The following is a 22,605-nucleotide window of genomic DNA, read 5'->3' as shown; positions in this document are numbered from 1 at the left end:
CAGATGACCGACCAGACCCAGATCGCCCGCACGACCTGTTACATGTGCGCCTGCCGCTGCGGGATTCAGGTTCATCTGAAGTCGGGTCAAGTGACCTATATCGAGGGCAACCGCGACCATCCGGTGAACAAGGGTGTGCTGTGTGCCAAGGGCGCCAGCGGCATCATGCAGGTCAAGGCGCCCTCGCGGCTGCGGGTGCCCTTGCGCCGGGTGGGGCCAAGGGGCTCTGGCGCGTTTGAGGAAATCACCTGGGAGGAGGCGTTGTCGACGGCCGCCGCCTGGATGAAACCCCTGCGCGAAACCGCGCCCGAGAAGCTTGCCTTCTTTACCGGCCGCGACCAGTCGCAGTCTTTCACCGGCTGGTGGGCGCAAGCCTTCGGGACGCCGAATTACGCGGCACATGGCGGGTTCTGTTCCGTCAACATGGCCGCGGCGGGCATCTACACGATGGGCGGCGCGTTCTGGGAATTCGGCCAACCGGATTGGGACCGCACGAAACTCTTCGTCATGTTCGGCGTGGCCGAGGATCATGACAGCAATCCCATCAAGATCGGCCTTGGCAAGCTGAAGGCGCGCGGGGTGCGCGTCGTGGGGGTGAACCCGATCCGCACCGGATACAATGCCGTGGCCGACGACTGGTTCGGCATCACGCCGGGGACCGATGGGCTGCTGATCCTAAGCCTGATCCATTGCCTGTTCGAGGCCGGCAAGATCGACCTGGATTACCTGGCCCGCTGGACCAATGCGCCGCTGTTGATCCAGGAAGACGGCCCCGAAAAGGGGCTTTTCGTGCGCAATGCGGAATCTCAGCCCTTTGTGATCGACCGCCGCACGGGCATGCCCGCGCCTTGGGATGGCAAGGGCGTGCAACCCGACCTTGGCGCGGTCCATAGCGGCAACCGCACCGTGTTTCAGCACATGGCGGAACGCTACCTGTCGCCCGAACACGCCCCCGAGGCGGTGGCCGCCCGCTGTGGCATCCCCGCCGCCCGCATCCGGTCCTTGGCCGCTGAGCTGGCCGATGTCGCCTTCAACCAGGCCATCGAAATCGCCTGCGAATGGACCGACTTCCGCGGCGACCATCACAAGACCATGCCCGGCAGGCCCGTAAGCTTCCACGCCATGCGCGGCATCTCTGCCCATGCCAACGGCTTTCAAACCGCCCGCGCGCTGCATCTGCTGCAAATCCTGCTGGGCACCGTGGAGACCCCCGGCGGCTACCGCTTCAAGCCGCCCTATCCCAAACCGGTCGAGGCCCATCCGACGCCGCATTTCGTCACCGCCCCGGGCAAGCCCCTTTCCGGCCCCCACCTCGGCTATATCCGCTCGCCCGAGCAACTGGCGCTGAAGGAGGACGGCACCCCCGCCCGCATCGACAAGGCCTTCACCTGGGAGAACCCGTTCTCCGCCCATGGGCTGATGCATATGCTGATCCCCAACGCCCATGCCGGCGACCCTTACCGCATCGACACGTTGTTCCTGTATATGGCCAACATGGCCTGGAACTCGTCGATGAACACGGCCAAGGTCATGGAGATGCTGACCGACCGCGACGCATCGGGCGACTATATCATCCCCCGCATCATCTATTCCGACGCCTATGCGTCAGAGATGGTGGCCTATGCCGACCTGATCCTTCCCGATACGACCTATCTGGAACGTCACGACTGCATCAGCCTGCTGGATCGGCCGATTTCGGAGCCGGATGCGGCAGGCGACAGCATCCGCTGGCCCGTGATCGAGCCTGACCGCGACGTGCGCGGCTTTCAGTCGGTGCTGTTGGACCTTGGCCACCGGCTTGGCCTTGCCCCCATGGTGGCGCCCGATGGAAGCCCAAAGTTCAAGGACTATGCCGATTATATCCAGAACCACATCCGCCGCCCCGGTGTCGGCCCGCTGATCGGCTATCGGGGCGATGGCACGGCGGAAGGCCGCGGTGACGCCAACCCGAACCAGATCGAGGCCTACAAGCAGAACGGCGGCTTCTATCAGGCCCATGTCCCCGAAAACGCGCGGTTTTTCAAACCCTGGAACATGGATTACCAGAATTGGGCCGTGAAAACCTCGTTCTACGAAAGCCCGCAGCCCTATCTGTTCAACCTCTGGTCCGAGCCGATGCGCCGGTTTCAGATGGCGGCCGAGGGGCTGGGCCCGATCCAGCCCCCCGACCATCTGCGCCCGCAACTGATCAAGGCGATGGACCCATTGCCCTGCTGGTATCCCTGCACCGACGACGCCTTCCCGATCCATGCCCTGACCCAGCGCCCGATGGACATGTATCATTCCTGGGGCACGCAAAACGCCTGGCTGCGCCAGATCCGCGGCCAGAACGTCCTGTATGTGCCCACGAAAATCTGGGAGGCGAACGGGTTCAAGGATGGCGATTACGCCCGCCTGACCTCGGTCAGCGGAGAGATCACGGTGCCGGTCGCCCATATGGCGGCGCTGAACGAAAACACCGTCTGGACCTGGAATGCGATCGGCAAGCGCAAAGGGGCCTGGGCGCTGGACGAGGGCGCCCATGAGGCGAAGGAGGGCTTCCTCCTCAACCACCTGATCAGTGAGCTTTTGCCCGAAAAGGGCGACGGCCAGCGTTGGGCCAATTCCGACCCGGTCACAGGCCAGGCCGCCTGGTTCGACCTGAAGGTTCGCATTGAAAACGTCGGTCCCCGGACCGAGGCCCTGCCCGCCTTCCCCCCGATCCCCCGCGCCGTCCCGCAAGGGACCACCCGGGCCAAGGGGGTCAAATGAGCACCCGCAAGGAAACCATAACGGCGCTGCTGGACCTGATCCCCCTGCCCCTGACGACGAAACCGATGTTCGGGGAATACGCGCTGTATCTGGATGGCAAGGTGCTGGGTTTCGTCTGCGACGACACGCTTTTCGTCAAAGACACCCAAGCCGCCCGCGCATATCTGCCCGATGCCCCCCAAGGCCACCCCTACCCCGGTTCCAAACCCTATATCGACGCCCAGGGGGCCCTGGACGACCCCGAGCCGGTCACGCTTGCGCTGCGCGCCCTCGCCGAAACCCTGCCCGCCCCCAAGCCCAAGGCCCCGAAGAAGGCGAAATCCCCATGACCTCGCTGCCCACCCATGTCGACAAGCAACTGGGTCTGGTGATCGACCTTGACACCTGTGTCGGCTGCCAAGCCTGCGTCACCGCCTGCAAGGGCTGGAACGACCATTCTCAGGGCCTGTCGGACCAGGACCCCTATGGCTCCGAGCCGATGGGCGCCTTTCTGAACCGGGTCCACACTTATGCCGTGCAACCCGCTGATGGCACAGCACAAACCATCAACTTCCCCCGGTCTTGCCTGCATTGCTCGGATGCCCCCTGCGTCACCGTCTGCCCCACCGGCGCCTCGTATAAACGCGCTGAAGACGGCATCGTCCTGGTGAACGAGGACGCCTGCATCGGCTGCGGCCTTTGCGCCTGGGCCTGCCCTTACGGCGCGCGGGAACTGGACCCGACCGAGAAGGTGATGAAGAAATGCACCCTCTGCGTCGACCGTATCTATGATGAGGCTTTGCCCGAGATCGACCGCGAGCCCGCCTGCGTGCGCACCTGCCCGACCGGCGCGCGCCATTTCGGCGACCTTTCGGACCCGGCGTCCAAGGTCAGCCAGCTGGTCGCCCAACGCGGCGGCTATGACCTGATGCCCGACCTTGGGACCAAGCCGTCGAACAAATACTTGCCGCCCCGCAAGAAAGACCGGCTGGAAACCTCGCCCCTGGCCCCCTTGCTGGACATCAAGGCGCAGGGTCTGGCCGGATGGCTGGACAAGATGCTGGGACGCCTGCCATGACCCCAAGCCCAAACACCGGGCCGCGCCGCCCCACCCCCGGCACACAAGGTCCAGGCACGCTCGCTCGGTTTGACCGCCCCCATCGTCACAAAGCCACGCACCTTCGACGCAGACGCAACCCGGCCCGCAAAAGCGCCGCAGCGCAATCACCCGCCCTGCCCCGCCCCAAGGCCAAGATCGCACCCAAAACGCCCGCGCCCCTTCCCCTTTCATACTGGCTCAAATATTCCACGGGGGTCCGGGGGTGTGAAACCCCCGGCTTTTACAACGGGTCCGGCGGCGCAACATCTCCGGCTTTCCAACAGGTCCGGGCGCGCAACATCCCCGACCTTCTAACAGCCCCGGGCGAGTGACCCCCCAGACTTTCCACCGAACCGGGGGCGCAACCTCCCCGGGAACAGCGCCAGACCGGAAAACATATGCATCCCGCCCCCTCTGTCATCCTCTTCACGACGCTTTCCGGCATGGGCCTTGGCCTTTTGGCCTTCCTTGGCCTTGGCCTTGCGCCCTCTCATGGCCTTGCCGCCTTCCTGCACTGGGGCCTGGCCTATGGGCTGACGGTCGCGGGCCTTCTGACCTCGACCTTTCACCTGGGCCATCCCGAACGCGCATGGCGCGCCTTTAGCCAATGGCGCAGCTCGTGGCTTTCGCGCGAGGGGATCGCGGCGGTGGCGACGCTGTTGATCCTGGCCCCGGTGGCCCTGTCGGATATCGCGGGCGCCCCCCTGCCCAGCGTGCTTGGCTGGATCGGGGCGGCCGGCGCGCTTGCAACGGCCTTCACGACCTCGATGATCTATGCCCAGCTGAAGACCGTCCCGCGCTGGAATTCGCCAACGGTGCCGGCGCTGTTCCTGGGTTATGTCCTGACCGGCGGCGCGCTTCTTGCGGGCCTAACCCTGCCCGCCCTGATCGGCACGCTGGCCACGCTGATCGCCGTGCTGGCGCATTTCCGGGCCGGAGACCGCGCCTTCGCCAAGGCCGGTCAGACCCTTGGCACGGCCACGGGCCTGGACCGGATCGGCACCGTCCGGGTCTTTGAACAGCCCCATACCGCGCCGAATTACCTGATGCGCGAGATGATTTTTCACGTCGGGCGCAAACATGCGCGGCGGCTGCGGGCCATTGCCCTGGCGCTGCTGGTCTTGCCCGCGCTGGGGCTTTTGATCCTGCCGCAGGCGCCTTGGGTCTTTGGTCTGATGGCGGCGCTGCACTTGTTGGGCGCAGCCGCGCAACGCTGGCTGTTCTTTGCCGAGGCCGAACATGTCGTCGGCCTGTTCTACGGCCAGCGTTAGGCCGCTTCGAATCCGGCCTCGGCCAAGGCCTTGGCAAGCAATTCTCGGGCGGCAGAGGTCTTGACCTCGACGTCATGGGTCGCAAGGTCGGCGGCCACTTCGGCGGCAGGATCGACCGACTGGATCGCCCGGGTCACACCGCGCACGCAGCCGCCACAGGTCATGTTTTCAACGTGAAATTGCATCGCGAGCCTCCTTGGCTCTGACAGATGTAAGCCCGTCATGGCCGCCCTGCAAGGCCGCGCCTTGACCTTGGGCCGCCCGGGGTCCTTATCTGAAGCACAAGGCAGGAGGCCCCGATGAACGACCACGAGACCCTGGAAATCGACGGCATGACCTGTGCCAGCTGCGTGGGCCGGGTGGAAAAGGCGCTGGCGGCGGTGCCGGGGGTGGCATCGGTCGCGGTCAACCTGGCGACCGAGCGGGCCGAGATCGCAGGCAGGCTGGACCGTGCGGCCCTGATCGCAGCCGTAACGCGGGCAGGCTATGATCTGCGACCCGGGATCACCGACCTGGAGGTGACAGGCATGACCTGCGCGTCATGCGTCGGACGGGTGGAAAAGGCCCTGGCGGCGGTGCCGGGCGTGGTCCGGGTCTCGGTCAACCTCGCGACCGAACGCGCGCAGGTGACGGGGACGGCGGGTCTGGCCTCGCTGATCGCCGCGGTCGACCGCGCGGGCTATGATGCGACAGAGGCGGTGCGGGGGAGGACCGATGCCTTGACCGCAAGACGCGAGGCCGATGAGGCGCAGTTGCGGCGCGATTTCTGGGTGGCTGCGGGCCTGACCCTGCCGGTCTTTGCGCTGGAGATGGGGGGCCATCTGATCCCTGCCCTGCATCACTGGATCATGGAAAACATCGGGATGCAGACCTCTTGGCGGCTGCAGGCCATCTTGACAAGCCTGGTGATGGCGTTCCCAGGCTTTCGTTTTTATATCAAAGGCTTACCTGCGCTTTTTCGCCTTTCTCCGGATATGAATTCGCTGGTTGCCTTGGGCAGTCTGGCGGCCTGGGGCTTTTCGATGGTGGCGGTTTTCGCACCGGGGCTTTTGCCTACTGGCTCGGGGACGGTCTATTTCGAAAGCGCCGCGGTGATCGTGACGCTGATCCTGTTTGGCCGCTGGCTGGAGGCGCGGGCCAAGGGGCAGACCGGTCAGGCGATCCGGCGGCTGGTGGGGCTTCAGGCGCCGACGGCAAGGGCGTTTCGCGGCGGGGCTTTCCGGGATGTGGCCCTGGGCGAATTGCGCCTTGGCGACCGAATCGAGGTGCAACCCGGCGCCCGTGTGCCGGTCGATGGCGTGGTGACGCAGGGCCAAAGCTGGGTGGACGAATCGATGATCACCGGAGAGCCCCTGCCCGTGGAAAAGGCCCCGGGGGCGGTCGTGACCGGGGGGACGGTGAACCAGTCCGGGGCCTTCGAGATGGAGGCGCAGGCGATCGGCGGGGCGACGGTCCTGGCGCAGATCATCCGCATGGTCGAGGCGGCGCAGGGCGACAAGCTGCCGATTCAGGGCGCGGTGGACCGGATCACGCTGTGGTTTGTGCCGGCGGTGATCCTTGTGGCGGGTTTGACCTTTCTGGGATGGCTGGCGCTTGGACCCGCGCCGTCGCTGGGGCTGGCGGTGGTTCATGCGGTGGCGGTGCTGATCATCGCCTGCCCCTGTGCGATGGGGCTGGCGGTGCCGACCTCGATCCTGGTGGGGACGGGGCGCGGGGCTGAATTGGGGGTCCTGTTCCGCAAGGGTGAGGCGCTGCAACGGCTGGCCGAGGTGCGGGTGGTGGCCATGGACAAGACCGGCACGCTGACCGAGGGGCGCCCGGTGTTGACCGACCTGATCCTGGCCGCGGGCTTCACCCGTGAGACGGTTCTGGACCTGGTGGCCGCCATTGAGGCGCGGTCAGAGCATCCCATCGCGCGGGCTTTGGTGGCGGCCTGGGAGGGGCCGATCCGGGAGGTGGGGGATTTCAGCTCGACCACCGGGCAGGGGGTTTCGGGGCTTGTCGCGGGGCGGCGCGTGGCGGTGGGCAATGGCGCGCAGATGGCGGCGCAGGGCCTGTCGGTCGCGCCCTTTGCGGCGGCAGTCGAAGGCCTGACCGCCCAAGGTCGCAGCCCGCTTTATGCCGCGGTCGATGGCGTGCTGGCGGCGATGCTGGCGGTGGCGGACCCGGTCAAGGCCTCGACCCCGGAGGCGCTGGCGCGGCTGCGGGCGATGGGGTTGCGGCTGGCGATGGTGACGGGCGATGACGCTCGGACGGCGGAAGCCATCGCCCGGGGTCTGGGGATCGACGAGGTGGTGGCGGGTGTCTTGCCCGCCGGGAAAGTGGCCGCGGTGGAACGGCTGCGGGCGGGCGGCGTGCTGGCCTTTGTCGGCGACGGGATCAACGACGCACCGGCGCTTGCGGCGGCGGATGTCGGCGTGGCGATGGGGACAGGGACGGAAGTGGCGATCGAGGCCGCCGATGTCGTGCTGGTCGGCGGCCGCCTGCCCGCGCTGGCCGACGCGGTGGACCTGAGCCAGGCCGTGATGCGCAACATCCGGCAGAACCTGTTCTGGGCCTTTGCCTACAACGCAGCCCTGATCCCGATGGCGACCGGCGCTTTGGGTCTTGGCCTGTCGCCCGGCTTCGCCGCCGGGGCCATGGCCTTGTCGTCGGTCTTTGTCCTTGGCAATGCCCTGCGATTGAAAAGGGCCGGTTACCGCCCGGTAACCGGCCCGAAAGTTACCGCTCGGTAACCGGCTATTCGCCCAAGGCCGCGAAAAAGGCGCTGACGGCGCGGTCCAGTTCGGCGCGGTCCAAAGCGGTGAAATCCATCGCCGCCCGGATGCGCAACTCGCCGTTGCGGGCGGTCACTTTGGCCTCGCCGATACGGAACTCGAACTTCTGATCCGGGCCCTTGTCGCTTGCCTCGGTCACAGGCTTCAGGAACAACCGCAGCGCTTCAGCCTGCTCTTCCTCGCGACTGACCCGGGCCAGACGCGCCTGCAGACCCGCCACTTCGGCCTGGGACACGATGGCCAACTTGCGCGCCACTTCCACCCCAAGATCGCGCGAAACGGCCCGGGGGAACGGCAAGTCCACCTGCCCCATCAAGGCGACAAAGGCGCGGATATAGGACCGCTTCACCTTGTGCAAAGCGCGGTAAAGCCGCCCCACGGCATCCTCGACCGAGGCCACCCCCGCAGCCGGGTCCCGCGCCAGCTCGATGGCGATATGCGCCATTTCGGCGAAACTCAGGTCCTGGCGGATGACGTTCTCTTCGACCATGTCGAGATACAGCGCCGCCCGATCCTCGCCACCCGACGTCACCCGCGCCAGCACTTGATCGAACCGCGGATCGCCGGTTTCTTCGCGCAGCTGCCGCAAGGCCGTCAACCGCCGCCAGCCCGCCTTCAGCTCCCAGCCCGCGGCACTGGCGAAAACCTCGATCGGCTCGCGTTGCCCGCGCTCCCGGATCGAGGCCTTCAGCTCCTCCATCGCCTCCGAGGTCGCCACATCCGCAAGATCCATCCGGTCACGGGGCAGGGCGGTGACGCCGATCTGATCCAGCCCCAGCGACAGGATAACCCGACCCGACTCCCGCGCGGCGCGGTATTCCCGCGCATCCGCCGCGTTCTGCCGACGGCTCTCGACCAGACTGTCGCTGGCCTCTTGCGCGCTGGCCGCCACCTCGCGCACCGCCACGCTCATCGGCCCCGGATCGCGCGGACGCCGCGGCTCCGCGGGCAGATCCACCGGACCGATGCCAAACCGATTGCCCTTGGTCATTTGCCACCCTCCGCATTGCGCGCAGCCCAAGCTTTCAGCATCGAGCCCTTGAACTCCTGATAGGCATTGTCGAACGACTGCCGCGCCCGCTTCCAGGTCTCGCGCGTCATCTCCCGGTAATCCTGCTCATAGACCGACATCTGGAACCGCCCCGACTGTTCGACCGCCCGCGTCATCTCGATCGGATGCTGGCAGACATCGGCGCCAAAGACATTGCGAAACGCCTCCAGCATGGCGGCATGAAGCGGATTGGCCGTCTCATAGCGCGTCATCAAGACCCGCACATCCAGGAAGGACTTCGGCAGCTTGATCCCGGCGTTGGCCGCAATCTTTTCAAACCCCATCGAAATTTCCTGCAGCGCATCGCCCAACTGCCCCAGGAAGGACGTCGTCGAATCGTATTCCCAATAGCCCGGCCCCGAGGGGATATAGAGGACATCCGCCGCAAAAGCCGCGTTCAGGGACTGATAGCCAATCGCCGGGGGGCAATCAAAGATCACCACGTCATACTGGTCATGCGGCAGCTCATCCAGATAGCGCGCCACGCAGCCGAAAAAGCTCCAGGCCTTGTGCAGACTGCGATACTGGGCGCTGGCAAACTCGACGAAAGCCGCATTGGCACAGGAGGGGATGATGTCGATGGTCGGCCAGGAGGTCTTTTGAATGAAGTCCTGCGCCCGCATCGTGCCGATTTCCTGCACATCCTTGGGCAGCTCGTCAGCCGCCGGATAGGGGCAATCGGCCGGATCATCATAGCTTTCCATGATCCGATCCGCCTCGCGGCACAGGTCGCGGCACATGATGCCCCAGACCGTGTTCCACTCCTTGACCTCGACCAGCCCCATCGAATGTGTCAGCGTCGCCTGAGGGTCAAAGTCGATGACCAAGACCCGATAGCCATCCAGCGCCGCCGCATTGGCCAGGTGCTGCGCCACGACCGTCTTGCCAACGCCCCCCTTGAAGTTGGACACCGCCACCCGCAGCGCCGGCCCCTTGGGACGTTCCGGGCTAAGCGGTTTGCCGCGAAACCGCACGCGACGGCGCAACTCGTTGATCTCTGACAGGGTAAACCAGCGCTGGCGGCCATCTTCCTCGACCTCGCCCTGGGGCAGGGTCGGGTCCTCGGCCAGCTTTTTACGCAAAGTGTCGGCAGGGACATCGAACATGAAGGTCGAAATCTCCCAGATCGAAAAGGGCCGCAGCGTCTTGACCTCGGCCGGCGAAAAGGTCGATCGCCGCACCGCCGCCTGTTGGGCAAGGCTGCGTTCGTTCATCTGCTGCAAATAGCTGTAGTCGCGCATGGTATGCTCGCGTTATTGTCGTTGAAATGCTGAATAGCGCGAATAGCCGAATCCGCAAATTCAAAAATCACGTTCTTTGGGTTTTTTCGCTGAAAAACGAGAGTTTGGCGGGGCAACGCGGGAAAATAGGGGACACCCTATCTCGAAACCCGCGGAAATAGGGGACATGAGGGGATGAAATAGGGGACACCCAGCCTGTCACCCTATACCAATATACCCTCATTTTCCTGAGTTCTTGGAAAGAAGCGCGCTTTTCCCGTCTTTCGAAACCTCATTGACAAAAAACGCGAAATCCCCCGAGATATCCACATAAAGAATCGGATCAACCGAAGCGAGCAGCAGCACCATGATGCGACCCAAGCATCTCTCTGGCCCAGGCGCCGGGGTTCAGAAATACGACCTCCTGACCGCTTTGTCGGTTGCTGGCCTCTCGGGCAGCGGGGTTGAACAAACCTCGATGCTGCGGCTGATCGCCGTGGTGACGGCCCGGTATAACTGGTCCGAGGACGATTTGACCATGGGCCACCGAGAGATGGCGGCGCTCTGGTCGGTCGACGAACGCACCGCCAAGCGCGAGACCAAACGGCTGATCGAGGCCGGGTTTCTGGAGATCAAGCGTCGGGGCGCCCGGGGCCGTGTCAGCAGCTATCGCCTGTGCATCGACCGCATTTACGCCTTGTCAGAGCCTGTTTGGACTCAGGTTGGTCCCGATTTCCAAAGCCGCATGGCCGGCCACAGCAAAGAGGGACGCGCGGTCGATCAGCCCAAGGTCGTGAAGGTCGATTTCACCCGCGCCCGGTCCAACGATCCGCAATGGGAGCAGGTGGCGGCCCATCTGACAGAGGCCAATCCCGCCCGTTTCGCCGCCTGGTATGCCAAGCTGCGGCCTTTGGCCTGCGAAGGCGGGCTTTTGACGCTGGAAGCCGCGTCCAGCTTTGCCTTGCAATACATCCAGACGCATCTGATGGCAGAGCTGCAGGCCGCCATCTACCGCGCCTATCCGAACGTGCGACGTGTGCTTCTGGTCGGCGAAAACAGGCTCTGACAAGGCGGAAACCATGGATGTGATCGAGGCGACCATTGCCGATCTGCGGGACGCGCTGCGTCATGGCTCTGTCACCAGCACGGGGCTGACGCTCGCTTATCTGCAACGCATCGCGAGTTATGACCGGGCAGGGCCCTGCCTGAACGCGGTGCCAGTGCTGAACCCCAAGGCGCTGGAGGAGGCCGCGGCTTCGGACCTGCGCCGCCTGCGCGGTCAGGTTCTGGGGCCGCTGGACGGCATCCCCTATACCGCCAAGAACAGCTTCAAGGTCCGCGGGATGACCGTGGCCGCGGGATCGCCTGCGTTTGCCGATCTGGTGGCGCGGGAAGACGCCTTTACCATCGCGCAACTGCGCGCCGCCGGGGCCGTTCTGATCGGTCTGACCAACATGCCGCCGATGGCCAATGGCGGGATGCAACGGGGGCTCTATGGTCGTGCGGAAAGTCCCTATAATGGCGATTTCCTGACGGCGGCCTTTGCTTCCGGGTCGTCCAACGGGTCGGGAACGGCGACGGCTGCCAGCTTTGCGGCCTTTGGTCTGGGCGAGGAAACCTGGTCCTCGGGCCGCGCGCCTGCCGCCAACAACGGGCTTTGCGCCTGGACGCCGTCACGCGGCGCCATCTCGATCCGGGGGAACTGGCCCCTGGTGCCGACGATGGATGTCGTGGTGCCCCATACCCGGACCATGGCCGATATGGCCGAACTTGTCCCGCTTTTGACCGCGCCGGACTCTGTGACCCGGGGCGATTTCTGGCGCGATCAGCCTTGGGTAAGCCTGCCCGCCCTGACCCCGCCCAAGCCCCAGACGCTGCGGGGCAAACGCTTCGCCCTCCCCCGGCTTTACGCGGGTGCAGAGACGAAAACCGGCACCGGGATCGGTGGCCCGACGGGGCAAACCATCCACACGCGGCCGTCGATCCTGGCGCTTCTGGACCAGGCGGTGGCCTGGCTGACAGGGCAGGGCGCCGAGGTCATCCTTACCGAATTCCCCTTGATCGAAACCTACGAGGGCTATGATGCCCCAACGATCTGGACCCGCGGCCTGATCCCCCCCGGCTTCAAAGAGCGTGAGATCCTGGACCTTTCCGTCTGGGCCTGGGATGATTTCCTGAAGACCAACGGCCATCCCGGTTTGGCGCATGTCGACGGCGCCCGCATCTTCCCCCATCCTCCGGGCGCGCTGCCCGACCGCTATGTCGGCTTTGGCGATGCGCTGGAGGTCTACCCCTCTCATGCTGGCGCCCATGCCGATTACCGCGACATTCCCTTGATGGAACAGGCTCTGCACGGGCTGGAAACCACCCGTCGCCTGGATCTGGAGGACTGGATGGACACCCATGGTTTCGACGCCGTGATCTTTCCGGCGGCGGCGGATATTGCGCGGGCGGACAGCGACACGAACAAGGCCTCGGCCGATCATGCCTGGCAAAACGGCACCTGGATCGCCAATGGCAACCTGGCGATCCGTCATCTGGGCGTGCCCACCGTCACCGTGCCCATGGGGCTGATGGCCGATACCCAGATGCCCGCGGGCCTGACCTTTGCGGGCAAATCGCAGGACGACCACCGGCTTTTGGCCTTTGCAGAGATGTTTTCGGCCCGCCCCGACCTGCGCATCCCCCCGCCGCGCACGCCCGCCTTGCCGCCCGTGCCCCATGTCCCCTTCCGCGAAACGCCCGCCCAAGGGACCCCGGTCTGGAGCCTGTCCCAAGGCGGCATCACGCTGCACCTTTATGCCGACGGTCGTGGCGCCCTGGTGTCGGGAACCGAACCCCATCTGCCGCATGTCGCCTTGACAGAATCTGACCCCGGGGCTTAGGTGGCGGGGATGGTTCCCCAAAGCCAATGGGGATGAAAAGGGAACACGGTGAGGATTACCCATCAGGGGCCTATTCCGTGGCTGCCCCCGCAACTGTAAGCGGTGAGGACTGGTCGATTACCACTGGCGCCCCCCATTCCACGGGGGAGAGCGCGCCGGGAAGGTGGCCAAAGTCCTTCGACCCGCGAGTCAGGAGACCTGCCATCACAACGCGTCGCAGCCGACCCGGGCGGGGTGCCCGTGGCCGTCACTCATGCGGCGCCAAAGTGGAAGGACGACCCATGCACATCATGGAGGGCTATTTGCCCGCCGCCCAATGCGCCGCCTGGTATGCCGCGACCGCCCCCTTCGTGGTGGCAGGCGCCATAAGGTTGCGCCGGATCATCGCCGAACGCCCCGAGGCGCGGATGACGCTTGCCGCCGCTGGCGCCTTTGCCTTCGTGCTGTCGGCGCTGAAGATCCCCTCGGTGACGGGCTCTTGTTCGCATCCGACCGGGACCGGGCTTGGCGCCGTGGTCTTTGGCCCGGCGGTCATGTCGGTGCTGGGGGTGATCGTCTTGTTGTTTCAGGCGCTGTTGTTGGCCCATGGCGGGCTGACCACGCTGGGCGCCAATGCCTTTTCGATGGCCGTTGTGGGGCCCTGGGTCGCCTGGGGCATCTGGCGGGCCGGGCGCGCGGTGGGGCTTGGCGCCTCGGTCACGATCTTTTTGGCCGCGGCTTTGGGCGATCTGGCGACCTATGTCTTCACCTCGTTCCAACTGGCGCTGGCCTATCCCGACGCGGTCAGCGGCTTTGCCGGGGCCATGGCGAAATTCGCCTCGATCTTTGCGCTGACCCAGATCCCGCTGGCGATAGCCGAGGGGCTTTTGACCGTCGTCGTGATCGACGCCCTGGCGGGCAAGACGGACAACAAGGTCGCGGTTTTGGCCGGGGAGGCACGCGGATGACCCGGCAGACCTGGATGCTTTTGGCCGTGGCGGCCCTGGTCGCGCTGCCCCTGTTGCGCGGTGGCGAGTTTGGTGGGGCGGATGGTCAGGCCGCCGCCCATATCGAAGAGAGCAACCCCGATTTCACCCCCTGGGCCACCCCCCTGTGGAAACCCCCCAGCGGCGAGGTCGAGGGGCTGTTCTTCACGTTGCAGGCCGTGTTGGGCGCCCTGGTGATCGGTTATGCCATCGGCCGCCGCCACGAGCGCGCCAAGGCTGAACGGTCGGAATAATGTCCATCGGCGTGATTGACCGGGCGGCCAGCCTGTCCCGCTGGCGCCACCGGCCCTTGGCCGAAAAGGCGCTGTTGACCTTGGGCTTTCTGATCGTCGCGGTCAGTGTCCCGCCGTGGCCTGGCGCGGCGGTGGTGGCCTTGGTTATCCTGGCCGTGACCTTTGGCGCGGCGCGGGTGCCCTTGGGGCTTTGGCTGTCGGTCGCGGCGCTGCCTTTGGGCTTCATGGCCAGCGGCGCCGTGGTTCTGTTGGTGCAGGTCGGACCCGAAGGTCTGGGCCTTGCCCCCCATGGCCTGCAGGACGCCGCCGCCCTGTGCCTGCGCGCCATGGCCGCGACCTTTTGCCTGATCCTTCTGTCGCTGACCACGCCCGCCGCCGACCTGATGGCCGGTCTGCGCCGACTTGGCCTGCCCGCCGAAATCGTCGAGATCGCGCTGCTGACCTATCGCTTCACCTTTCTGATCGGCGAAAGCGCCGTCGCCATGACCCATGCGCAAAGCGCGCGGCTGGGGCATCGGACCAACCGGCTTTGGCTGCGGTCGACCGCACTGGTCATTGCGGGGCTTTTGCCGCGCGCCATGGACCGGGCCCGCCGGCTGGAGACGGGGATGGCCGCCCGCGGCTGGAGTGGCGAGATGCGGGTGCTGTCGGATCGCCCCGCGGCGTCCTGGCCCGTGTTGGCCGGGATCGCCGTGGTGCAAATCCTGGTGCTGGCGCTTGGGTGGCCCGCGTGATCCAGGCCCAAGACCTGCATTACACCTTCCCCGGCGAGGTCCCGGCGCTGCAGGGGCTGGACCTGACGATCCAGAGGGGGCGCAGCCTTGCCATTCTGGGGCCGAATGGCGCGGGCAAGTCGACGCTGTTCCTGCATCTGAACGGGACGCTGCGGCCCGCGCGGGGGCGTGTCCTGCTGCAAGGTCAGCCGGTCGGCTATACCCGACGCGACTTGACGGCGTGGCGGTCCCGGGTGGCCCTTGTGCTGCAAGACCCCGACGATCAGCTTTTCGCGGCGACGGTGGCCGAAGATGTCTCTTTCGGTCCGCTGAACCTTGGCCTGTCCGAAGCGCAGGCCCGCGCCCGTGTGGCCGAGGCGCTGGAGGCCCTTGGCCTGACCGATCTGGCGCATCGTCCGACGCATATGCTGTCGGGCGGCCAGAAAAAGCGGGCGGCGATTGCGGGGGCGGTGGCGATGCATCCCGATGTGCTGCTGTTGGACGAGCCGACGGCGGGGCTGGATCTTGCCGCCAGCGAACAGCTGATGGCCCATCTGCGCCATTTGGCCGCAAAGGGCATGACGCTGGTCTTTTCGACCCATGACATCGAGCTGGCCTGGACCCTGGCCGACGAGGTCGCCTTGTTCAAGGATGGCCGCGTGACAGGGCAGGGGCCGGCCGAGGCCCTGTTGACCGATGCCGCGGCGCTGGCGCAGGTGGGATTGCGGCCTCCAGTGCTGGTCGATCTGTGGCTGGCCGCGCGGGACTTGGGCCTGAAGACCGAAGCGCCGCCGCGCGATGCGGCAGCGTTTCGGGCGATGATGGCGGGCTGGGGTCAGCCGACGCGCTGACCCTGCACCCAAGTGCCGCGCACCCGCGCCCCGCCGTCCAGCCGCCGCACGCGGATCAGGTCGGCCCGCATCCCCGGCGCAATCAGCCCGCGGTCCCGCAGCCCGACCGAGGCGGCAGGATTGGCGCTGACCGTCGCCATGCCGCGGGCCAGGTCGTCCCACAGATCGCCCAGCATCAGCCCCGCCATCAACAGCGCGGCGGGCACATAATCCGACGAGACGATGTCCAGCAAATCCGCCTCGGCCAGGGCGCGCGCCGCGACATTGCCGGAATGTGACCCGCCGCGGATCAGGTTCGGCGCGCCCATCATGACGGCGATGCCATGGGCGCGGCAGGCCTCGGCGGCCTCGTGCGTGGTGGGGAACTCGGCCAGGCGGGCGCCGAAGGCGTGGCTGGCCATGACCTGCTCGGCGGTGGTGTCGTCATGGCTGGCCAAGGTCGCGCCATAGCGGCGGCAGGCGGCGACGGTGGCGGCTTCGTGGCTGTCGCGCACCCGCTCACCCAAAGCCTGCTCTGCGGCGATCTTGGCTTGGAAGCCCTCTTCGGACAGGCCCCTTTTGCCGATCACATAGGCCCGCAGCTTGTCGATGTCGCGGAACTGTCTTTGCCCCGGCGTGTGGTCCATCAGGCTGACGATGCCCACGCCGTCCTCGGGGCCGAACCGGTCCAGCTCGGCCATCAGCGTCACCGAACAGACCTCGGCGCGCAGATGGATGCGGTGGTCGATGCGCAAGGCGCCCTCGGCCCGCAGGTCCAGGATGTCATCGGCCAACTGGCGGGCATATTCCCCCAACTCGCCCTCGGGGTCATTGTCGGACCCTAGCCGCAGCGCGTCGAAAACCGTGGTGATGCCGCAGGCCGCAAGCTCTCCGTCATGGGCCAGGATCGCGGCGCGGTGCGGCCAGTCGACCTTGGGGCGCGGCTCGATGTGACGCTCCAGGTTGTCGGTGTGCAGTTCCACCAGACCCGGAAGGATCAGGTCGCGGTCACAGTCCAGGGCGTCGCGCGGGGCAGGTCCGGTCGAGACGTCGACAACGACGCCCTGACGGATCAGGATCGACCCATGGATCAGGCCATCGGGCAACAGGATGCGGGCATTGGTCAAAACGGTATCGGTCATCTTTGGTTCCGGCTTGGGTTTCGCCCTCGTGACACGGGCGTGTCACAAGGGCATGACAAGAGGGGGGAAAAGGAGGCACTGATGTATCGGCGTTATGCGATTTACTGGGCGGGGCAGGGGGCTTTTGCCGACCTTGCGGCGGAGTGGCTGGGCTGGGACAACGCCTTGGGTGCGCCGGTGACGCAGCCCGAGGGGCTTGCCCTCTGGACCGCCGAGCCGCGGAAATACGGCTTTCACGGCACGGTCAAGGCGCCGTTTCGCCTGGCCGAGGGCTGGGACCAGGCCCGGCTTTCGCAGGCTTTCGCGGACCTGTGCGCGCACCTTGCGCCCGTGACGTTGGATGGGTTGCAGATGGCGCGGCTTGGGTCGTTCCTGGCCTTGATCCCGCGCGGCGACACCACGGCGTTGCAGGCGCTGGCGGCCCGGGTCGTGCGCGACCTTGACCCGGCCCGCGCGCCCTTGACCGAGGCCGAATTGGCCCGCCGCCGTCCCGAAACGCTGTCCCCCCGCAAACGCGCGCTTTTGGACCAATGGGGCTATCCGCATGTGATGGAGGAATTCCGCTTTCACCTGACGCTTTCGGGTGCTTTCCCGGCCGAGGTCCTGGATCAGATCGAACCCCGCGCCGCGGCGCATTTCGGCCCGCTGCCCGCGCCTTTTGTGGTGCAGGACCTGTGCCTGTTTGGCGAAACGGACACCGGCTTTCACCTGATGGCCCGTCACACCCTGGCGGGCTGAAGCGCCGCCAAAAGCCGCGCCACGCCGATATCTGGCGTGGCGTCGTTCACCACATCGACGACATCCACCCCCTCGGGCAGGTCATAAGAGGCGCGCGCCAACCGGGCCTCGATCTCTGTGCGGCTTTCGCGGCCCCGGGCGGCCAGACGTTCGGCCAGCACTTTCGACGGCGCGGTGATGCGGATCACCCGCAGGCCGGGCAGGCGTTCCATCGCCGCCCCGATCGCCTGACGCGACCCGTTGAACACCACGCGATCCCCGCTTAATTCGCCATGGGCAATCCCGTAGCGCAGCCCATGGGCCTGCCAATGCAGCGCGAATTCCCCCGCAGCAAGGCGGCGGGCAAAGGTCGCAGCGTCGACGCCCTCAAACGGCTCGCCGCCTTCTTGGGTCGGGCGCGTCACCACACGCCGCGCCCAGTGCAGCCCCGGGCAGGCCGCAACCGCGCCGGCCAAAAGCGTATCCTTGCCCGCCCCAGAGGGCCCCACGACGGCAAAGATCATGCGACACGCTCCGAAGGTTCTTTGGAGGGGGTGAATCCCGTCACATCGACCAAACGGTCGCAAACCCGGGCCCGCGCCGCCTCGTCGTGGAAAATCCCTAGGATCGCGGCGCCGCGCGCCTTGGCCTCTTCGATCAACGTCAGGACCACTTCGCGGTTGCCAGCATCCAGACTGGCCGTCGGTTCGTCCAGCAACAGAACCGGCCAGGCATGGATGAACCCCCGGGCGATGTTGACCCGCTGTTGTTCGCCCCCCGAAAAGGTTGTGGGCGACAAGGACCACAGCCGCGCCGGAATGTTCAGGCGGCGCAGCAGGGTTTCGGCCCTGTCGCGCGCCACATCCGAAGGCAGGCCCAGCCCCAACAGCGGCTCGGCCACCACATCCACTGTCGGCACGCGGGGCACGACACGCAGGAACTGGCTGACATGGCCCAAGACCGACCGTCGCAGCGCGATGACCACGCGCGGATCGGCGCCCACGATCTCGGTTCCGCCAATGCGGATCGACCCGCCCGCGGCCAGGTAATTGCCCTGGATCATCCGCATCAGCGTCGATTTCCCCGCCCCCGAAGCGCCGGTCAGCGCCACACATTCGCCGGGGGCAACCGACACCTCCGCCCCCTCCATCACCGAAAGCCGGACGCCGCCCTGATTGTGCAGGGTGAAGGATTTGGACAAGTTGCGCACTTCGATCATGTCAGACCTGCAAAACCGAGGAAACCAAAAGCTGCGTATAGGCGTGCTGCGGATCGTCCAGCACCTGATCGGTCAGGCCCTGTTCGACCACATGGCCGCCCTTCATCACCATCAGCCGATGCGCCAGCAAACGCACCACCGCCAGGTCATGCGTCACGATGATGACCGAAAGCCCCATCTGCCGCACCAACCCGCGCAACAGGTCCAGAAGCCGCGCCTGAACGCTGACATCCAGGCCCCCGGTCGGCTCGTCCATGAACACCAGCTTCGGCCCGGTCACAAGGTTGCGCGCGATCTGCAAGCGTTGCTGCATCCCGCCCGAAAACGCCCGCGGCTTGTCGTCGATGCGGCCAGGGTCGATCTCGACGCGGCCAAGCCAATCCTCGGCCTTCTCGCGGATCTCGCCGTAATGGCGCGCACCGGCGCCCATCAGACGCTCTCCGACATTGCCGCCGGCGCTGACGCCCATGCGCAAACCGTCGCGCGGGTTCTGGTGGACATAGGCCCAATCGCTGCGCAACAGGCGCCGCCGCGCGGCCTCGGCCAGGGTCAGGACATCGCCGCCCTGCCACAGGACGCGGCCCTGATCCGGCGCCAGATGCCCCGCCAGACAAGACAGCAACGTCGATTTCCCCGAGCCGCTTTCGCCAACGATCCCCAGCACTTCGCCGGGGTAAAGGTCAAAGCTGATCGGCCCGCAACCCAGGCGCGTGCCATAGGTCTTCACCAGGTCGCGCACCGACAGGATCGGCAGGCTGGGCGCATGTGACAGGTCCATCATTGGCCTCCCCGGCAATAGTCGGTGTCGGAACAGACAAACATCCGTCCGCCCTTGTCGTCGGTGATGACCTCGTCCAGGTAAGAGGTCGCAGAGCCACAGATGTCGCAGGCGTGATCGGCCTTTGAGGCCACAAAGGGATGGTCGTCGAAGTCCAGGCTGACGACCTGGGTATGGGGCGGGACCGCGTAAATCCGCGCCTCGCGCCCGGCGCCAAACAGCTGCAAGGCGGCGTTGCCCGACAGTTTCGGATTGTCGAATTTCGGGATCGGCGAGGGGTCCATCACATAGCGCCCCTCGACCTTGACCGGATAGGCATAGGCCGTCGCAATCGTGCCATGCCGCGCGATATCCTCATACAGCTTGACATGCATGAGGCCATATTCCTCCAGCTCATGCATCTTGCGCGTCTCGGTTTCGCGCGGTTCAAGAAAGCGCAGGGGCTCGGGGATCGGGACCTGATAGACCAGGATCTGATCCTCGGTCAGGGCGGCTTCGGGGATGCGGTGGCGGGTTTGGATCACACTCGCCTCGGCGGTGCGCTCCGTGACCGCAACCCCCGAGGTGCGCTGAAAGAACTTGCGGATGGATACCGCATTGGTCGTGTCATCGGCGCCTTGGTCAATGACCTTCAGCACGTCTTCCGGCATCAGACAAGCGGCCGTGACCTGCACGCCGCCCGTGCCCCACCCATAGGGCATCGGCATTTCGCGGCTGGCAAAGGGGACCTGATAACCGGGCACGGCCACCGCCTTCAGGATCGCGCGGCGGATCATCCGTTTGGTGTCTTCGTCCAGATAGGCGAAGTTGAAACTGGTCTCTGCCAGGGTCATTGCGGAGGTCATTCTGCGGCCTCCTGATGCGCGTTGCGGCGCAGGCGGCGGATCAGCTCCAGTTCGGCCTGGAAGTCGACGTAATGCGGCAGTTTGATATGCTCCAGGAAGCCCGTCGCCTGCACGTTGTCGCAATGGGACAGCACGAATTCCTCGTCCTGCGCCGGGGCGCCTGCAAAGTCCTCGCCCAGTTCCTCCCAGCGCAAGGCGCGGTCGACCAAAGACACCGACAGGGCCTTGCGTTCGTTCTGGCCAAAGACCAAACCGTAGCCGCGGGTGAACTGCGGCGGCTCGGTCTTGGAGCCTTTGAACTGGTTAACGGTCTCACATTCGGAAACCTCGATCTCGCCGATTTCGATGGCGAACCCCAGTTCGGGAACCTCCATTTCCACCGTGACCGCGCCGATGCGCAATTCGCCCACAAAGGCGTGAGTGCGCCCATAACCGCGTTGGGTGGAATAGGCCAGGCCCAGAAGAAAACCCTCGTCGCCCCGCCCGATGGCTTGCAGACGAAGCGCGCGGTCGGCCGGGTATTCCATCGGCGTCCGCGTCATGTCGATGGGTTGGCCGCCCTGGGGGGCGGCTTCGATCAGCCCGTCGCGGTCCAGCAAAGCCATGACATGCGGGACTTTTTCGTCCCGGATCGGCGCGGTCGGCGCGGTCGGAAGCTCGCCCTCGGCCATCAGCGTGAAATCCAGCAGGCGGTGGGTATAGTCGAAGGTCGGCCCCAGAACCTGCCCGCCCGGCAGGTCCTTGAAGGTCGCAGAAACCCGCCGCGTCACCTCCATCGCCTCGGTGTCCAAAGGAACCGAAGACCCGAAGCGCGGCAGGGTCGTGCGATAGGCGCGCAGCAAGAAGATCGCCTCGATCAGGTCGCCGCGTGCCTGCTTGATCGCCAGCGCGGCAAGGTCGGGATCATACAAAGCGCCTTCGGTCATGACGCGGTTGACGGCCAGGGTCAGTTGCTCGCGGATCTGGGCGACCGAAAGTTCGGAAACCCCCGGATCGCCGCGGCGTTCGCAGGCCAACCAGGCATGGGCGGCGTCGATGGCGCGCTCGCCCCCTTTGACGGCAACATACATCAGACGGCCTCCACGCGGGTTGAACGGGGCAGGGCGGCAAGGCGCGCGCCGCAGGTGAAAAAGAAGTCCAGACCTTGCGGGAACAGCGCGCGGTTCTCCTGAAAGGCGGTCACTTCGGGCAGGGAAAGGTGGGCCTCGGTCTGGATGCCGGGGCCGGTCAGGCGCGGGCCCTCTGTCGTCAGCGTCGCGGTCTCGACGATCAGCGTGGCCGAGCGGTCGGGATAGTCGGGCAGGCCCAGCGGAAAGCGCGCGCGGGGCAGGGTGTCCCAGGTGCCAAGGGCCAGCATGGCGGCTTCGGGCGCGACAAAGGGCGCGCCGGTGTGAAAGGTGATCCAGTCGCGGACCGCCTGCACATCGTGGCTGGCGCCCAGATGGATCGGCGTGTCGCGGTCGGCCAGCACCAGAAGCAGCGTTGCCGCCGCCGCCGACAAGGGCGCAGGGCCCTCGGCGCCCGAGACGGTCTCGATCCGGCCAGGGCGTGACAGGGCGTTCAGCGCCAGCCGAAAGGCGCGGGCGGATTGGCGGGGGGCGTCGTGGAAGCCGCCGGTCAACAGGGTCATGCGTCTTCTCCACGGACGAGGGTGAAAAACTCGACCCGGGTTGCGGCGGCCTTTGCGGCGCGGGCCTGGCGGCGGGCGGCCTCTTCGGCTTGCAGCGTCGCAAGCAGGCCTGCGACCGACCCCGGATCGGCCTGCCATAACGCATCAACCACCGCCGCGCGCCGCGCATGGGCCTTGTCGCGACCCTGAACATGGGCGTGACCGGCAAAGCTGCCGACCTGCAGCACGCAGCGCGTCACCGTCATCTCGCCCATGTTGAAGGCCGCCCCGGTGCCGCCGATCCGGCCTTGGACCATGACGGTTCCAACCTGCGGGGCGCGCAGCTCGGTCGCCTCGGGCAGGGCGGGAAGAAGTTCGGCCAGGCGGTCGGGCCTGGCGCGGGAGAGCAGGCCCATCACGGCCCGGCGTTCGTTCACGGAGGTCACGGCAAAATCCTCTGGTTGCGCCTGCCTTCTGCGCCGTTTCGGTGACAGGGTCGT

General features: G+C 66.2%; 24 protein-coding genes and 1 riboswitch. Of the genes, 12 read left to right on the top strand and 12 right to left on the bottom strand.

What is annotated here, in order from left to right:
* Positions 1-3: 3 nt before the first annotated feature.
* The 4 genes from NX862_RS16545 (at position 4) to NX862_RS16530 (ending at position 5,100) form a co-directional block, all read left to right on the top strand.
* Positions 4-2,751, top strand: a complete 2,748-nt coding sequence (locus tag NX862_RS16545) for a molybdopterin-dependent oxidoreductase (RefSeq protein WP_264495048.1) — start codon at positions 4-6, stop codon at positions 2,749-2,751.
* Entirely contained in the window at positions 2,748-3,080 is a 333-nt protein-coding gene (locus NX862_RS16540; RefSeq protein WP_264495047.1) for a TfoX/Sxy family protein, read from the top strand. Before NX862_RS16545 ends, NX862_RS16540 begins: the two co-directional genes overlap by 4 nt.
* Entirely contained in the window at positions 3,077-3,808 is a 732-nt protein-coding gene (locus tag NX862_RS16535) for a 4Fe-4S dicluster domain-containing protein (RefSeq protein WP_264495046.1), read from the top strand. The genes NX862_RS16540 and NX862_RS16535 overlap by 4 nt, the downstream gene beginning before the upstream one ends.
* A 419-nt stretch (positions 3,809-4,227) precedes the next feature.
* Complete coding sequence (locus NX862_RS16530; protein ID WP_264495045.1) at positions 4,228-5,100, top strand: dimethyl sulfoxide reductase anchor subunit family protein; 873 nt, start codon at positions 4,228-4,230, stop codon at positions 5,098-5,100.
* Here NX862_RS16530 and NX862_RS16525 read toward each other — a convergent pair.
* Positions 5,097-5,285, bottom strand: coding sequence for a heavy-metal-associated domain-containing protein (locus NX862_RS16525; protein WP_264495044.1), 189 nt, complete (start codon positions 5,283-5,285; stop codon positions 5,097-5,099). The two genes, NX862_RS16530 and NX862_RS16525, sit on opposite strands and share 4 nt — an antisense overlap.
* Before the next feature lie 114 nt (positions 5,286-5,399).
* Here NX862_RS16525 and NX862_RS16520 point away from each other — a divergent pair, with 114 nt between their 5' ends.
* Positions 5,400-7,835, top strand: coding sequence for a heavy metal translocating P-type ATPase (locus NX862_RS16520; RefSeq protein WP_264495043.1), 2,436 nt, complete (start codon positions 5,400-5,402; stop codon positions 7,833-7,835).
* A gap of 4 nt (positions 7,836-7,839) precedes the next feature.
* Here the strand turns inward: NX862_RS16520 and NX862_RS16515 are convergent, their stop codons facing one another.
* The 3 genes from NX862_RS16515 to NX862_RS16505 form a co-directional block, all read right to left on the bottom strand.
* On the bottom strand, positions 7,840-8,868 hold the full coding sequence (locus NX862_RS16515; RefSeq protein ID WP_264495042.1) for a ParB/RepB/Spo0J family partition protein: 1,029 nt from the start codon (positions 8,866-8,868) through the stop codon (positions 7,840-7,842).
* Entirely contained in the window at positions 8,865-10,169 is a 1,305-nt protein-coding gene (locus NX862_RS16510) for an AAA family ATPase (RefSeq protein WP_264495041.1), read from the bottom strand. Before NX862_RS16510 ends, NX862_RS16515 begins: the two co-directional genes overlap by 4 nt.
* Positions 10,170-10,388: 219 nt before the next feature.
* A complete protein-coding gene (locus NX862_RS16505; RefSeq protein ID WP_264495040.1) occupies positions 10,389-10,517 on the bottom strand; it encodes a hypothetical protein in 129 nt (42 codons plus the stop codon).
* Here NX862_RS16505 and NX862_RS16500 point away from each other — a divergent pair.
* From NX862_RS16500 to NX862_RS16475, 6 genes are all read left to right on the top strand, one after another.
* Positions 10,516-11,214 carry a DnaA N-terminal domain-containing protein gene (locus tag NX862_RS16500; protein ID WP_264495039.1) on the top strand — a complete coding sequence of 233 codons (699 nt, stop codon included), beginning with the start codon at positions 10,516-10,518 and terminating at the stop codon, positions 11,212-11,214. The two genes, NX862_RS16505 and NX862_RS16500, sit on opposite strands and share 2 nt — an antisense overlap.
* 13 nt (positions 11,215-11,227) lie before the next feature.
* The gene (locus NX862_RS16495; RefSeq protein ID WP_264495038.1) at positions 11,228-13,033 is read left to right on the top strand and encodes an amidase; all 1,806 of its coding nucleotides are present in this window, start codon (positions 11,228-11,230) and stop codon (positions 13,031-13,033) included.
* A riboswitch (cobalamin riboswitch) is annotated at positions 13,027-13,253 on the top strand. (Overlaps the previous gene by 7 nt.)
* 61 nt (positions 13,254-13,314) lie before the next feature.
* Positions 13,315-13,980 (top strand): energy-coupling factor ABC transporter permease, encoded by a 666-nt coding sequence (locus NX862_RS16490; RefSeq protein ID WP_264495037.1) that lies wholly within the window; start codon positions 13,315-13,317, stop codon positions 13,978-13,980.
* Positions 13,977-14,252: a cobalt ECF transporter S component CbiN gene (locus NX862_RS16485; protein ID WP_264495036.1), complete on the top strand. Its 276-nt coding sequence runs from the start codon at positions 13,977-13,979 to the stop codon at positions 14,250-14,252. Before NX862_RS16490 ends, NX862_RS16485 begins: the two co-directional genes overlap by 4 nt.
* Positions 14,252-14,986 (top strand): cobalt ECF transporter T component CbiQ, encoded by a 735-nt coding sequence (gene cbiQ, locus NX862_RS16480; protein WP_264495035.1) that lies wholly within the window; start codon positions 14,252-14,254, stop codon positions 14,984-14,986. Before NX862_RS16485 ends, cbiQ begins: the two co-directional genes overlap by 1 nt.
* Entirely contained in the window at positions 14,983-15,816 is an 834-nt protein-coding gene (locus tag NX862_RS16475) for an energy-coupling factor ABC transporter ATP-binding protein (protein WP_264495034.1), read from the top strand. Before cbiQ ends, NX862_RS16475 begins: the two co-directional genes overlap by 4 nt.
* Here NX862_RS16475 and NX862_RS16470 read toward each other — a convergent pair.
* Complete coding sequence (locus tag NX862_RS16470; RefSeq protein WP_264495033.1) at positions 15,801-16,937, bottom strand: alpha-D-ribose 1-methylphosphonate 5-triphosphate diphosphatase; 1,137 nt, start codon at positions 16,935-16,937, stop codon at positions 15,801-15,803. The two genes, NX862_RS16475 and NX862_RS16470, sit on opposite strands and share 16 nt — an antisense overlap.
* A gap of 81 nt (positions 16,938-17,018) precedes the next feature.
* On the opposite strand from NX862_RS16470, the gene NX862_RS16465 reads away from it, so the two are divergent.
* Positions 17,019-17,675 (top strand): DUF1045 domain-containing protein, encoded by a 657-nt coding sequence (locus tag NX862_RS16465; RefSeq protein ID WP_264495032.1) that lies wholly within the window; start codon positions 17,019-17,021, stop codon positions 17,673-17,675.
* Here NX862_RS16465 and phnN read toward each other — a convergent pair.
* Genes phnN through phnG form a run of 7 tightly spaced genes read right to left on the bottom strand, consistent with a single transcriptional unit; the run spans position 17,657 to position 22,551 of the window.
* Positions 17,657-18,178, bottom strand: a complete 522-nt coding sequence (gene phnN / locus NX862_RS16460) for a phosphonate metabolism protein/1,5-bisphosphokinase (PRPP-forming) PhnN (protein ID WP_264495031.1) — start codon at positions 18,176-18,178, stop codon at positions 17,657-17,659. The two genes, NX862_RS16465 and phnN, sit on opposite strands and share 19 nt — an antisense overlap.
* Entirely contained in the window at positions 18,175-18,873 is a 699-nt protein-coding gene (gene phnL, locus NX862_RS16455; RefSeq protein WP_264495030.1) for a phosphonate C-P lyase system protein PhnL, read from the bottom strand. The genes phnN and phnL overlap by 4 nt, the downstream gene beginning before the upstream one ends.
* Position 18,874: 1 nt before the next feature.
* A complete protein-coding gene (gene phnK / locus NX862_RS16450) occupies positions 18,875-19,651 on the bottom strand; it encodes a phosphonate C-P lyase system protein PhnK (RefSeq protein ID WP_413694581.1) in 777 nt (258 codons plus the stop codon).
* Entirely contained in the window at positions 19,651-20,496 is an 846-nt protein-coding gene (locus tag NX862_RS16445) for an alpha-D-ribose 1-methylphosphonate 5-phosphate C-P-lyase PhnJ (RefSeq protein WP_319800891.1), read from the bottom strand. The genes phnK and NX862_RS16445 overlap by 1 nt, the downstream gene beginning before the upstream one ends.
* Positions 20,493-21,566 carry a carbon-phosphorus lyase complex subunit gene (locus NX862_RS16440; RefSeq protein ID WP_264495028.1) on the bottom strand — a complete coding sequence of 358 codons (1,074 nt, stop codon included), beginning with the start codon at positions 21,564-21,566 and terminating at the stop codon, positions 20,493-20,495. Before NX862_RS16440 ends, NX862_RS16445 begins: the two co-directional genes overlap by 4 nt.
* Positions 21,566-22,126 carry a phosphonate C-P lyase system protein PhnH gene (gene phnH, locus NX862_RS16435; RefSeq protein ID WP_264495027.1) on the bottom strand — a complete coding sequence of 187 codons (561 nt, stop codon included), beginning with the start codon at positions 22,124-22,126 and terminating at the stop codon, positions 21,566-21,568. The genes NX862_RS16440 and phnH overlap by 1 nt, the downstream gene beginning before the upstream one ends.
* The gene (phnG, locus tag NX862_RS16430) at positions 22,123-22,551 is read right to left on the bottom strand and encodes a phosphonate C-P lyase system protein PhnG (RefSeq protein WP_264495026.1); all 429 of its coding nucleotides are present in this window, start codon (positions 22,549-22,551) and stop codon (positions 22,123-22,125) included. Before phnG ends, phnH begins: the two co-directional genes overlap by 4 nt.
* Positions 22,552-22,605 lie beyond the last annotated feature (54 nt).

This window comes from Stagnihabitans lacustris (genome assembly GCF_025950525.1).
Taxonomy (GTDB): Bacteria; Pseudomonadota; Alphaproteobacteria; order Rhodobacterales; family Rhodobacteraceae; genus Stagnihabitans.
The sequence above is the reverse complement of the archived record's forward strand: the minus strand, read 5'-3'. Positions and strand labels throughout refer to the sequence as shown.